The organism is Micromonospora sp. NPDC049529, from assembly GCF_055586685.1.
In genome coordinates this window covers 13,735-25,816 of the sequence record NZ_JBVJHT010000035.1, presented here as the reverse complement: position 1 = coordinate 25,816, position 12,082 = coordinate 13,735, and the positions used below count along the sequence as shown (strand labels likewise).

General features: G+C 71.7%; 11 protein-coding genes and 1 riboswitch. Of the genes, 4 read left to right on the top strand and 7 right to left on the bottom strand.

Features of this window, described 5'->3' with window-relative positions; translation table 11 throughout:
- Positions 1-2: 2 nt before the first annotated feature.
- Positions 3-761 carry a class I SAM-dependent DNA methyltransferase gene (locus tag ACZ6QQ_RS36120; RefSeq protein WP_465882489.1) on the top strand — a complete coding sequence of 253 codons (759 nt, stop codon included), beginning with the start codon at positions 3-5 and terminating at the stop codon, positions 759-761.
- On the opposite strand, the gene ACZ6QQ_RS36115 is transcribed toward ACZ6QQ_RS36120, so the two are convergent.
- The gene (locus tag ACZ6QQ_RS36115; RefSeq protein WP_465882487.1) at positions 724-1,995 is read right to left on the bottom strand and encodes an MFS transporter; all 1,272 of its coding nucleotides are present in this window, start codon (positions 1,993-1,995) and stop codon (positions 724-726) included. The genes ACZ6QQ_RS36120 and ACZ6QQ_RS36115 overlap by 38 nt on opposite strands.
- Positions 1,996-2,220: 225 nt before the next feature.
- On the opposite strand from ACZ6QQ_RS36115, the gene ACZ6QQ_RS36110 reads away from it, so the two are divergent.
- Complete coding sequence (locus ACZ6QQ_RS36110; RefSeq protein WP_465882486.1) at positions 2,221-3,357, top strand: hypothetical protein; 1,137 nt, start codon at positions 2,221-2,223, stop codon at positions 3,355-3,357.
- 74 nt (positions 3,358-3,431) lie between these two features.
- Here the strand turns inward: ACZ6QQ_RS36110 and ACZ6QQ_RS36105 are convergent, their stop codons facing one another.
- From ACZ6QQ_RS36105 to modA, 3 genes are read right to left on the bottom strand one after another with little or no spacing between them, the layout of a single operon-like run.
- Positions 3,432-4,514, bottom strand: coding sequence for an ABC transporter ATP-binding protein (locus tag ACZ6QQ_RS36105; protein WP_465882484.1), 1,083 nt, complete (start codon positions 4,512-4,514; stop codon positions 3,432-3,434).
- Positions 4,511-5,332: an ABC transporter permease gene (locus ACZ6QQ_RS36100; protein ID WP_465882482.1), complete on the bottom strand. Its 822-nt coding sequence runs from the start codon at positions 5,330-5,332 to the stop codon at positions 4,511-4,513. The genes ACZ6QQ_RS36105 and ACZ6QQ_RS36100 overlap by 4 nt, the downstream gene beginning before the upstream one ends.
- A 27-nt stretch (positions 5,333-5,359) precedes the next feature.
- Positions 5,360-6,154: a molybdate ABC transporter substrate-binding protein gene (gene modA, locus ACZ6QQ_RS36095; RefSeq protein WP_465882481.1), complete on the bottom strand. Its 795-nt coding sequence runs from the start codon at positions 6,152-6,154 to the stop codon at positions 5,360-5,362.
- 181 nt (positions 6,155-6,335) lie between these two features.
- Here modA and ACZ6QQ_RS36090 point away from each other — a divergent pair, with 181 nt between their 5' ends.
- Positions 6,336-7,403: a class I SAM-dependent methyltransferase gene (locus ACZ6QQ_RS36090; protein ID WP_465882479.1), complete on the top strand. Its 1,068-nt coding sequence runs from the start codon at positions 6,336-6,338 to the stop codon at positions 7,401-7,403.
- 106 nt (positions 7,404-7,509) lie between these two features.
- Positions 7,510-8,718 (top strand): acyl-CoA dehydrogenase family protein, encoded by a 1,209-nt coding sequence (locus ACZ6QQ_RS36085; RefSeq protein WP_465882478.1) that lies wholly within the window; start codon positions 7,510-7,512, stop codon positions 8,716-8,718.
- 324 nt (positions 8,719-9,042) lie between these two features.
- Here the strand turns inward: ACZ6QQ_RS36085 and ACZ6QQ_RS36080 are convergent, their stop codons facing one another.
- The 3 genes from ACZ6QQ_RS36080 to ACZ6QQ_RS36070 form a co-directional block, all read right to left on the bottom strand.
- On the bottom strand, positions 9,043-10,482 hold the full coding sequence (locus tag ACZ6QQ_RS36080; RefSeq protein WP_465882477.1) for a glycine hydroxymethyltransferase: 1,440 nt from the start codon (positions 10,480-10,482) through the stop codon (positions 9,043-9,045).
- 71 nt (positions 10,483-10,553) lie between these two features.
- A complete protein-coding gene (locus ACZ6QQ_RS36075; protein WP_465882517.1) occupies positions 10,554-10,700 on the bottom strand; it encodes a hypothetical protein in 147 nt (48 codons plus the stop codon).
- A 19-nt stretch (positions 10,701-10,719) separates the two neighbouring features.
- Positions 10,720-10,935: riboswitch (cobalamin riboswitch) on the bottom strand.
- A 98-nt stretch (positions 10,936-11,033) separates the two neighbouring features.
- Positions 11,034-12,047: a ribonucleotide-diphosphate reductase subunit beta gene (locus ACZ6QQ_RS36070; RefSeq protein ID WP_465882475.1), complete on the bottom strand. Its 1,014-nt coding sequence runs from the start codon at positions 12,045-12,047 to the stop codon at positions 11,034-11,036.
- Between the last annotated feature and the right edge of the window lie 35 nt (positions 12,048-12,082).

Here is a 12,082-nt window from a genome sequence, read left to right as displayed (position 1 = left end):
CGATGGAGAACTACGGACCGGAGACGTACGGCGACCGCAACGCCGACGTCTACGACGAGTGGCACGCCGATCTCGACCCCGACGACGCGGTCCGGTGCCTGGCCGACCTGATCCGGGAGGGACCGGCCGGACCGGTGCTGGAGTTGGCGGTGGGCACCGGTCGGGTGACCATTCCCCTGGCCGAGCGCGGCATCGACCTGCGGGGGATCGACGCGTCGGCGGCGATGGTGGCGCGGATGCGGGCCAAGCCCGGCGGGGATCGGATTCCGGTCACCATCGGCGACATGGTGGACGTCGATCCCGGCACCGACGACCGGTTCGCGATGGTCTTCGTCGTGTTCACCACGTTCTTCTTCCTGATGACCCAGGACGACCAGGTGCGCTGCTTCGCCAACGTCGCCCGGCGCCTGCTGCCCGGTGGTCGGTTCGTGCTTGAGTGCCTGGTCCCGGACCTGGCCCGCTACCAGCGCAACCAGAGCGTGGACGCGCACCGGGTCGACCATGACCACGTCCGGCTCGTCACCGTCCGGCACGACCCCGTGCAGCAGCGCTTCGACGGCCAGCACGTGCTGATCACCAATGACGGGATCCGGCTCGCCCCGGTCTCCATGCGCTACGCCTGGCCGACCGAACTCGACCTGATGGCCCGTCTCGCCGGGCTGGAACGCCGCCACCGGTGGGGCGGCTGGCACCGGGAGCCGTACCGGGGCGCCGGCACCCATGTCACCGTCTACGAGAAGCCGACGACGTCAACCTCCTGACCACATCGCGCACCGCCGTGCCGGTCCCCGCGACCCCGGAGCCGGCCGTCACCCGCCGGTCCGCCCCGCCCACCCGGCGGCCGGCCAGCAGTACCAGCGGGGGGAGCAGGACACACTGCGCGGCTACCGCCAACCAGAAGCCCGGCAGCAGGTCCACCCGCTCGAACAGCCCGTACAGGCTGCCGCCGACCACGCCGCTGAGGAACGAGCCGACACCGACGGCCAGTCGCTGCTGGCCGAAGGTCACGGTGGCGGAGCGGGTCGACCCCGCCAACGCCTCCAGGTCGTTCTTGAGGAACAGGACCGCGTTGCCGATGCTCAGGGCCAGCACACCGGCCGCGACCGTGACCGGTCGACCACCGGCGAAGGCGACCATGCCCGACGCCATGCAGGCGAAGCCGATCGCCATCGCCACCGGGTACCGGATCCGTTCGACCCAGGGCGCCACCAGCGGCTGCACGGCGACCAGGCCGAGCGAGTAGACCATCATGGCCACCCCGTAGACCGAGGCGGGCAGGCGACCCTCGGCGTACACCGACAGGTACTGGTAGAACTGCATGTGCAGGTAGAGGGTGAGCGCGGTGATCGCGAACGGCATCCCGGCCAGGCCGTGCAGCACCCGCCGGAACGGCTCGACGGCCGGCTCGTCCCCGGTCGGCCGCTCCGGCCGCAGGAGAAGGTGGCCGACCGCCAGGACGACGTACAACACCGTGTTCGCGGCGAACAACCGGCCCGGATCATGGACGAAGAACGCCCCGACCACCGGCCCGAGGGCGATGCCGAGGTTGCTGGCGGCGTTGCCCGCCGACACCAGCGCCGGGCGCCGCTGCGGCGGCGCCGCGTGGACCAGATACCCCCGGTACGCGGGCGAGTAGAGCGCGCCGGCGCCGCAGCTGAGGAAGAGGCCCAGTACGGTCAGCGCCGGACTGCCGCCCCCGGCCAGGTACGCCACCGCGCCGAGGACGTACAGGAACGTGGCCAGCAGCAGTGCCCGCTTCAGCCCGACCCGCTCGGCGAACGCGGCGGTGAACGGCGCGCTGGCGAACTGCACCAGCGTGGCCGCCCCGAGGACGATTCCGACCTGCGCCATCCCGACGCCCATCCGCTCGCGCAACAGGACGGCCAGGTACGGGTACACCGCGAAGGTGCCGACGTTGACCAGGAACCCGCCCACGAGCAGGGCGAGCCGGGCGCCGGTGACCCGCTGCCGTCGCGGTTGTTCGTACCAGCCCACGGGTGACCTCCGACCCCACCTTCGCCCGGACGGCGAGGATCCCGCCCCCGTGTCCCGCCACCGGGCCGGCCCGCCGTACGGGATCAACGCAGGACTGGTCGTCCGACGGGCGGGGAAAGTTCCCGGCGCCGATCACGGAACCCAACCGGCCGGCCGCATATTTCTTGTGCCGCGCCTCGGCCGGGGCAGCGGGTATGATGGCCCGTCGGCTGCGAGAATCAGCGCATGGGTGACAGCGATCAGAGCGCCAGTCGTGCCGCCGCGGACGCGAACTTCCTGGAATGGAACTTCTCCATAATGGCGGAGAGTTCGCCGTGGTCGGTGGAGCAGGGAATGACCCAGTTGCTCGCCCACCAGAGCGCGGAGGGCATTTCGTTGTCCCTGGCCACCGCGGTCCAGTCGGACGCCATGGTGATCCACGAGCTGGGCCAGCGCAGGACGCCGACGGCGTTGGCGGCGTTGCGCGGCTTCGAGGCGATGAGCACGATCGACACCCAGCGCGAACTCGCCCGGCTGAACGCCGACCGGCTCGCCGCAGAGGGCGTGCCGGAGCCGCCGTGGGCGCCCACCATCGGCCGGGTACGGGTGGACGGCTGCTGGTGGGCGCACGACCCGTTCGACGAGACCGCGATCGTGGTCTGCGCGTTCTCCTACGACGGGGAGGACGAGCACGCCATCCTGGCGATGATCGACCGTACTCTCGGTGACGGACTGTTCCGGGAGCTGACCCTCAGCACCCACCTGGACTCGTTGATGGAGGTGCTGCGGCACGCCGAGAAGGGCGAGGACGGCCTGGTCAGCGAGCCACTCGACCCCGCGCTCGCGCGGCGGCTGTTCGAGGAGGCGATCGCCACCTCGGACGAGTTGACCGAGAACCGGGAGTACCAACCCAAGCCGGTGCCGGCGGCGTACCGGAAGATGCGCGCGCTGACCCTGGCGCGGGCCCGCGCGTTGAGCGACGTCGCCGCGCCACCGGATCCCTTTCCCGGCACCGTGGAGATCGGACTCCTGAAGCGGACGTTCCTGGCATCCGAGGCCGCCTCCGGGCTGCCCGCGAACGACGTCACGAGTCAGGCCGTCGACCTGCTCGTCACGTACTTCGTCGAACAGGCCGGCTGCGACCCGTTCCACATCGGTCCGCGTCGGGTGATGGCCGTTCTCGGCCTGCCGGCGCACGCCACCGACCCGATCGACAACCCGGACATCGCGCGGGTCTTCCCGGACGTCGCCGAGGCGTGGATCTCCTGGACCGCGCGGGAGCGGGGTCTTTCCGACGACGCCGTCCAGCGCCTCGAACAGGCCGCGAAACAGGCGGGTGCGCACCTGCGCGTCGCCGGCCCCGAGGACCACGAGAGCGCCTGACCCCGTGGCCTACGAGAACAGCCGCACACCGGGTTGAACGAGAAGTTCACCCGCATGGCCCCCGACGGGGTCGGTTACGGGGCGCTCGCGGGGTAGACGCGGGTCTCGGTGGCCTTGACCGCGGCCCAGACCGCCTGGCCGGGGGCGAGGTGGAACTGGGCGGCGGCCAGCGGAGTGACGTCGGCGGCGGCCGCGATCGGACCGTCGAGCTGGATGCGCAGGTTGTCGCCGTGCCGCTGGATGCCGGTGACGGTGGCCGGCCAGGTGTTGCGAGGGCTGCCGTCGGGCCGGTGGGGGTGCAGGGCCACCGCGGCGGGCGGGAAGGCGACGAAGACGTCCCCGTGCTGCCGGTCGGCGGTCGTCAGCGGGAACGCGTCGCCGACCAGGACGGTCAGGCCGTCGGCGTGGCCCCGGTAGAGGTTGAGTCCGACGAGGCGGGCGACGTAGTCCGTACGCGGCCGGGCGGTGATGGTGGCGGCGTTGCCCTCCTGCACCACCCGGCCGTCCTCGACGATGACGAGCCGGTCGGCGAGCACCAGGGCGTCGAGCGGGTCGTGGGTGACCAGCAGCGTCGCGCCGGTGTGCTCGCCGAGGTGACGTTGCAGCTCGGCGCGGGTGTCCAACCGGGTACGGGCGTCGAGCGCGGCGAGGGGTTCGTCGAGCAGCAGCAGCGCGGGACGGACCGCGAGGGCGCGGGCGAGCGCGACCCGTTGGGCCTGCCCGCCGGAGAGCTGCCGTGGTTTGCGTCGGGCGTGCTCGCCCAGTCCCATCCGTTCCAGCCAGCCGGTGGCCTGTTCCCGGGCGGTCCGCCGGTCGACGCCGTGCCGGCGCGGTCCGAACGCGACGTTGTCCACCGCGCTGAGGTGTGGGAAGAGCAGATAGTCCTGGAACACGACGCCGATCGGCCGGCGCTCGGTGGGCAGCCAGGTGCGGTGCTCGGGCCGGTCGAGGTCGGTGCCGCCGAGGGTGATGTGTCCGGCGGTGAGCGGGGCGAGGCCGGCGAGCGTACGCAGGGCGGTGGTCTTGCCGGCGCCGTTGGGTCCGAGTAGCGCGACGACCTCGCCCGCGGCGACCCGCAGCCCCAGGTCGAGGCGGAAGGTGCCCCGGTCGACGACGAGGTGGGCGTCGAGCAGGGAACTGGCAGTGGTGGTGGTCATGGGCTGGTGATCCAGCGGTCGCGGAGGCTCGCCAGGATGGCGACGGAGACGGTGAGCAGGATCAGGCTGAGCACGATGGCCGATTCCAGGTCGGTCTCCAGGGCGAGGTAGACGGCGAGCGGCATGGTCTGGGTGCGGCCGGGGAAGTTGCCGGCGAAGGTGATGGTGGCGCCGAACTCGCCGAGGGCGCGGGCCCAGCACAGGACCGCACCGGCGGCGATGCCGGGGGCGACGAGCGGGAGGGTGACGTGGGTGAACGTGGTCCACCGGCCGGCGCCGAGGGTGGTGGCGGCTTCCTCGTAGCGGGTGTCCGCGCCGCGTAGCGCGCCCTCCACGGCGATGATCAGGAACGGCATGGCGACGAACGCCTCGGCGAGGACGACGCCGGTGGTGGTGAACGGCAGTGTGATGCCGAAGGTGGAGTCGAGCCAGCCGCCGAGCAGGCCCCGCCGCCCGAAGACGAGCAGCAGCGCCACGCCGCCGACCACGGGCGGCAGGACGAGCGGCACGGTGACGAGTGCGCGTACGACCCGGCGGCCGGGGAACTCGATCCTCGCCAGCAACCAGGCCAGGGGTACGCCGAACGCGAGGCAGAGCAGCGTGGCGAGGGTGGCGGTCTGCAACGACAGCCGCAGCGCGGTCAGTACGCCCGGTTCGGCCAGCCGCTGCGGCAGGGTGCTCCACGGCGTCCGGACCAGCAGTCCGGCCAGCGGCAGGACCAGGAAGAGCAGGCCGATGGCGGCGGGGACGAGCAACGCGACCGGGACGCGTTGCCGTCGACGACGTGGCGCAGCGACCACCGCCGGCCGTTGCGCCACGTCGGTTCCGTCGGAGGGGGACACGTCCTACGGGGCCTGGAAGCCGGCCTGGGTCAGCACGGACCTACCGGCGTCCGACAGCACGTACGCGATGAACGCCTGCGCACCGGCCCTGTTCGGGGCGCTCTTCAGCGCGCTGATCGGGTAGTCGTTGATCGCGCCGGCCGACTCGGGGAACTCGATGCCGTCCACGTCGGCGGTGGATGCCTTCGCGTCGGTCAGGTAGACCAGGGCCGCGTCGACCTCGCCGAGCTTCACCTTGGACAGCGCGCCCTTGACGTCCTGCTCCAGCGTCACCGGGGTCAGGGTGACGCCTGCGGCGGTGAGGGCCTTCTTCGCCGCCGCGCCGCAGGGCACCTGCTCGGCGCAGAGGGCGACCTTCGCGTCCGGCTTGGTGAGGTCGGCCAGCCCGGTCACGCCGTTCGGGTTGCCCTTCGGCACGGCGATGACGAGCTGGTTCCTCACGAAGGTGGTCGGGGTGCCGGCACCGTTGCCGGCGTCGGTGACGGTCTTCATGTTCGCCGGGGCGGCGGAGGCGAACACGTCCGCCGGTGCCCCCTGGTTGATCTGGGTGGCCAGGGCGGAGCTGCCGGCGAAGCTGAACATCACCTTCGCGCCGGGGTTGGCCGCCTCGAAGTCCTTGCCGATGGCGGTGAACGACTCGGTCAGCGACGCCGCCGCGAAGACCGTGATCGTGCCGGTGACGCCCTGGCTGCCGCTGCTCGCTTGCGGGCTGGCGGTGTCGGCGTCGCAGCCGGCGAGACCCAACGCCGCCAGTGCGGTGAGCGCGGCCAGGGCGGTGCGGAACCGTCGTGCTCTCATGAGCTGGTCCTCCCTCTGCTACCGGCGGTCAGCGTGGGCTCGCCACCGTGACCCGTACGGATCCGAAACAGCGTCACGTTAACCACTTTAGTGGGCCGCACCTGCGAGCCTTATTGGGCTGATTGGGCCGTATCCTCGGCCTGCTGTTCCCAATCTCCCGCCGCATCTGCATCATGGGGTCATGGCTGGTGAACCGCTGGCGCCACCGGCGTGGCAGACCCTGACCGACGAACAGCGCCGACGGTGGGCCGAGGTCCTCGGCCACGTCGCCGACGCCCTCCCGGCGGGCACCGTGTCGGTCGTGGTCGACGGCGGCGCCCCGCACACGGCCGTTGTCGCCGACCGTCTCGCCGACCGACTCCGGGCCGGCGGACGTCACTGCACCCGGCTGACCGATGGCACACCCTTCACCGACGAGGGCGGTCGGTGGGCGGGAGGCAGCCCGGACACCGTCGTCCTCGGTCACGGCTCCGGCTGGCGTGCGCGACCGCCGACCGGGAGGTGGACCGTGGTCGTCTGGCTCCGTACCCCGCCGGTCGGCCCGGCCGTCAACGGTCGAGGCGGCCCCGAGTGCGACATCGTCATCGATCTGCACGACCCGACCTGGCCGGTGATCCGCAAACTCACCGACCGGCTCGTGTCGCAGGACCGCTGGTACCTGAGCGAGTCGCGGGCGTTCTTCGCCACCCGTGCCGCCACCTGGGACACGAGGTTCGGCGACGACCTGCCGGCGTACGCGGCCGCCGTCGCGGAGGCGGACTTCCCCGGCGGCGGTGTCGTCGTCGACATCGGCTGCGGTACGGGTCGCGCCCTGCCGGCGCTGCGCGCTGCCGTCGGCCCCCTGGGTGTCGTCGTCGGTCTCGACCTCACGCCGCAGATGCTCGACGCCGCCGGGCCACCCGCCCGTCGGGCCGCCGCCGACCTGATCCTGGGCGACGCCCGGAACCTTCCTTTCGCCGACGCCTCCGTCGACGCGGTGTTCGCCGCGGGGCTGCTCACCCACCTGCCCGATCCCGAGGCCGGCCTGCGGGAACTCGCCCGGATCACCCGGCCCGGCGGGCGGCTCGCCCTCTTCCATCCGTCCGGTCGGGCGGCGCTCGCGGCCCGGCACGGCCGCCCGCTGCGGCCCGACGAGCCGCTCGCCGAAACGCCGCTGCGCCGCTCGACCTCCCACACCGGCTGGCACCTCACCCGCTACGACGACCCACCGCACCGCTTCTTCGTCACCGCCGACCGGGTAGCGGTGTGACGGTGGCGGCGGCAGCGGCGGCCTCCGATCGGGCCGCTCGGCGCGTCATGATCGAATTTTGCGGCCGGTCCTGCCGGTGCCGAAATCGCGGTGCTACCGTGCGCTGGTGATCGATGCTGTTGCGTACCTCCGCACTCACGACGAGGCGGTGGCGGCCGCGCACCGCGTGGCGCAGGCCCTGGCAGCCGATGTGATCGAGCGCGACCGCGCCGGTGCCTCGGTCGTACCCCGCGACGTGCTCGCCGTTCTCGACAGCTCCGGTCTGCTCGGCATCACCGTCCCGACCGACCACGGTGGACCGGGTCTCGGGCCACGGACGCTGGCCGAGGTGACCCGGATCCTGGCGAGCGTCGACCCGGCGATCGCGCAGGTGCCGCAGGGGCATTTCCTGGTCGTGGACATCCTCGCCGTCTGGGGCGGACCGGCGGTACGCAAGCGGCTCTTCGCCGACGTGCTGGCCGGCCGACGGATCGGCAACGCGCTCGCCGAACGCGGTGGCCGGCACGCGCAGGACCTCGGCACCCGACTGACCCCCGACGACGGAGGCCGGCTGCGGCTGCACGGGCGCAAGTACTACTGCACCGGCGCGCTGACGGCGGCCTGGGTCGCGGTGAGCGCGCTCACCGACGAGGGTCGGCTGACCCTGTCCCTGGTGCCCCGCGACGCGACCGGACTCAGCGTCGACCAGGACTGGAACACGATGGGGCAGCGGGCCACGATCAGCGGCACCACCACCCTCGACGGCGTCGCGGTCGACCCGGACCTGGTGCTGGACTACGCCGCCGCCTACGCCGTCCCACAGCAGCTCGGCGCCCGGGCCCAGCTCGTGCACGCCGCGATCGAGACCGGCATCGCCGGTGGCGCGCTCCGGGACACCCGCTCCTACCTGCGGGAGCGTGCGCGTCCCAGCACCGAGGCGGTCCGGGCGGGCGCGGACTCGGTGGCCGGCGACCCGCACGTCCTGCACCGCTACGGTCGGCTGGCCACCCGGGTACGGGCCGCGGAGGCGCTCCTGGTCGACGCGGCGACGGTCCTGGAGAACGTGGGGCTGGTGCCGGTCGACGCCACCGCCGCCGTCACCGGATCGTTGGCCGTCGCGGGCGCCAAGGCGTTCGCCAGCGAGGTGGCCGTGGAGGCGGGCAGCGAACTCTTCGCGCTCTGCGGCACCAGTGCCACCGACGAACGGTGGGACCTGCACCGGCACTGGCGCAACGCCCGTACGCACAGTGTGCACGACCCGGTGGACTGGAAGTACCACCACCTCGGCGCGTACGAGATCGGCGACATCCCGCCACCGAACCACGGTCAGTTGTAGCCCTTTTCCGTGGTGACCGGGGGACGGAGCGGAAGACGTCGGACGCCGACGCATGAGTCCTGTCGGGTGCCCGCAATGACTGTACGGCTGTGACGTGTGTCAATGGAATGACCGCACAACTCGAATACCACACGTGCCCCCGTATGTCGGGAACGATGCAATTCCCGGATGTGGAGAATCGCGGGGTGGCCCGATCAAAGGAGTGCGGAAGGTGGAATTGCACCTCCCGCCGACGTACCGACCGCCGACGTACCGATCACCCGGCGGCGTCCACTCGGCCCCGGGGAACGACCCCGGGGCCGAGCGGCGAGAGCGGTACGCGACTCAGCCGAGGTCGACCCGACCGTAGAGGGGGAAGTCGGCGAGCAGTTCGGTGGCCTGCGCGGACACCCGCTCGGCGACGGCGGCGTCGAGGGTGTACCTCGCCTTCGACGGGGTGCCGTCGGCACCGGCGGCCGGGGTGGTCTGGCGCAGTACGGTGTGCATGAGGTCGGCGATCGTGTCCATCTGCGCCGGGCCGAGTCCCCGGGTGGTGAGGGCGGGGGTGCCGATCCGGATGCCGGAGGTGTACCAGGCGCCGTTCGGGTCCTGCGGGATCGAGTTGCGGTTCGTGACCACACCCGAGTCGAGCAGCGCCTGCTCGGCCTGGCGGCCGGTGAGACCGTACCGGTCGACGTCGATGATCACGAGGTGGTTGTCGGTGCCGCCGCTGACCAGCGTCGCCCCCCGTCGCAGCAGACCGTCGGCGAGCGCCCGCGCGTTGTCGACGATGCGTTGGGCGTAGTCGGCGAACTCGGGCCGGCGGGCCTCGGCGAGCGCGACGGCCTTGGCGCCCATGACGTGCGCGAGCGGGCCACCGAGGACCATCGGGCAGCCGCGATCGACCTGGTCGGCGAGTTCCGGCTGGCAGAGCACCATGCCGCCGCGCGGCCCGCGCAACGACTTGTGCGTGGTGGTGGTGACGATGTGGGCGTGCGGGATCGGGTCGAAGTCGCCGGTGAAGACCTTGCCGGCGACCAGGCCGGCGAAGTGGGCCATGTCCACCATGAACGTCGCCCCGACCTCGTCGGCGATCTCCCGCATGATCCGGAAGTTCACCTTCCGGGGGTACGCCGAGTAGCCCCCGACGATGACCAGCGGACGGAACTCCCGCGCCGTCTCCCGCAGCCCGTCGTAGTCGATCAGACCGGTCGCCGGGTCGACGCCGTAACTGCGCTGGTCGAACATCTTGCCCGAGATGTTGGGCCGGAAGCCGTGGGTGAGGTGCCCACCCGCGTCCAGCGACATGCCGAGCATCCGCTGGTTGCCGAACGCCTGCCGCAGCCGTGCCCAGTCGGCGTCGGAGAGGTCGTTGACGTTGCGGACACCGGCGTCCTTCAGCGCGGGTGCCTCGACCCGGTCGGCCAGGATCGCCCAGTACGCGACGAGGTTGGCGTCGATGCCGGAGTGCGGCTGGACGTACGCGTGCGGGGCCCCGAAGAGCGCCTTGGCGTGCTCGGCGGCGATCGACTCGACGGTGTCGACGTTCTGGCAGCCGGCGTAGAACCGGCGCCCGACGGTGCCCTCGGCGTACTTGTCGCTGAACCAGTTGCCCATCGCGAGCAGCACCGCCGGGGAGGCGTAGTTCTCGCTGGCGATGAGTTTGAGGGATTCGCGCTGGTCGGTCAGTTCCGCGGCGATCGCGTCGGCGATCCGGGGTTCGACGGCACGGACGACGTCGAGCGCGGCGCGGAAGGCGACGGACTCGGGGTTCAACGACGACATGGGGCCTCCAGGAGACGGGAAAACGGGTGGGGAGCGGGTGGGGCGACGGTCTCCGCCGCCCCACCCGGTGCTCAGGCGAGCGTGCGCCGTACCTCGGCGGCAGCGGCGACGAGGTGGGCCAGGGCCTGTTCGACCTTGGCGTACCCTCGGGTCTTCAGCCCGCAGTCGGGGTTGACCCAGACCCGGTCGGCCGGGACCGCGGCGACCGCACGGCGCAGCGCGTCGGCGGCGCACGCGGACGCGTACGCGGTGCGGGCAGGTCTTCGGACTCGCGGGCGCGACCGGTCGACCCGGTCTCCTACTGGCCGTCGCTTCCCAGACGCGTGCGCGTCCAGTGCGTATGACGGCGGTCGTTCCCACTCACCGCTGCGGGGCAGTCCCGGTTTCGCACCGGGTTCCCTCTTACGACGCCCCACCGCGACAGCGGGGCGAACCAGCACTGCCGCCCATCGTACGGCTTTCCCGGCGGTCCCCGGTCATCCGGCTGTCGGTGTCGGGCGTCGCCGTGCCGTGGTGGATGGGGCCGGTGGCCCACCCACCACCCGGACGCCTCAGAAGTCGTCGTCGAAACGGACGGTCCCGGTCACCCCGACCTGGTACGCCGACACCCGGCGCTCGAAGAAGTTCGACAGCTCCTGGACGTCCTGCAACTCCATGAACGCGAACGGGTTCTTCGAGCCGTACACCGGTTCGATGTCGAGTTGGGCCAGGCGCCGGTCGGCGACGTGCTGGAGGTACTCGCGCATGTCCGGTAGCGACAATCCGGAGACGCCCTGGTCGAGCAGGTCCTCGGCGAACTGGACCTCGCACTCGACCGCCTCGGCGAGCATGTCGCGTACCTGCTGGCGCATCTCGTCGTCGAACAGGTCGGGTTCCTCCCGGCGGACGGTGTCGACGACGTCGAAGGCGAACGCCATGTGCATCGACTCGTCGCGGAACACCCAGTTGGTGCCGGAGGCGAGCCCGTGCAGCAGGCCCCGGGAGCGGAGGAAGTAGACGTAGGCGAAGGCGCCGTAGAAGAACAGCCCCTCGATGCAGGCGGCGAAGCAGATCAGGTTGAGCAGGAACGCCCGGCGGTCCTCGCGGGTACGTAGCTCGCGCAGGTCGAACACGGAGTCGATCCAGCGGAAGCAGAACTCGGCCTTGCGGCGGATCGATGCGATGTTCTCGATCGCGTCGAACGCGGCGAACCGTTCGTTCTCGTCCGGTACGTAGGTGTCGAGCAGGTTCAGGTAGAACTGGACGTGCACGGCCTCCTCGAACAGCTGCCGGGACAGGTAGAGCCGGCCCTCCGGGGAGTTGACGTGCTGGTAGAGGTTGAGCACCAGGTTGTTGGCGACGATGGTGTCGCCGGTGGCGAAGAACGCGACCAGCCGGCCGACCAGGTGTCGCTCGGCCGGGGTCAGCCGATCCAGGTCGGCCAGGTCGGAGTGCAGGTCCACCTCCTCGACGGTCCAGGTGTTCCTGATCGCGTCGCGGAACCGGTCGAAGAAGTGCGGGTAGCGCATCGGCCGCAGGGTCAGGTCCATGCCGGGGTCGAGCAACATGCCGTTCTTGCTGGTCATCGGGCTGCCTAACTGTTCACTGGTGACGGGGGTCG

Bases quoted from the DNA above. Each gene is read 5' to 3' on its own strand.
- ACZ6QQ_RS36070 (WP_465882475.1), bottom strand. From the start codon at position 12,047: ATGACCAGCAAGAACGGCATGTTGCTCGACCCCGGCATGGACCTGACC.
- ACZ6QQ_RS36105 (WP_465882484.1), bottom strand. From the start codon at position 4,514: ATGACCACCACCACTGCCAGTTCCCTGCTCGACGCCCACCTCGTCGTC.
- ACZ6QQ_RS36110 (WP_465882486.1), top strand. From the start codon at position 2,221: ATGGGTGACAGCGATCAGAGCGCCAGTCGTGCCGCCGCGGACGCGAAC.
- ACZ6QQ_RS36120 (WP_465882489.1), top strand. From the start codon at position 3: ATGGAGAACTACGGACCGGAGACGTACGGCGACCGCAACGCCGACGTC.
- modA (WP_465882481.1), bottom strand. From the start codon at position 6,154: ATGAGAGCACGACGGTTCCGCACCGCCCTGGCCGCGCTCACCGCACTG.
- ACZ6QQ_RS36090 (WP_465882479.1), top strand. From the start codon at position 6,336: ATGGCTGGTGAACCGCTGGCGCCACCGGCGTGGCAGACCCTGACCGAC.
- ACZ6QQ_RS36080 (WP_465882477.1), bottom strand. From the start codon at position 10,482: ATGTCGTCGTTGAACCCCGAGTCCGTCGCCTTCCGCGCCGCGCTCGAC.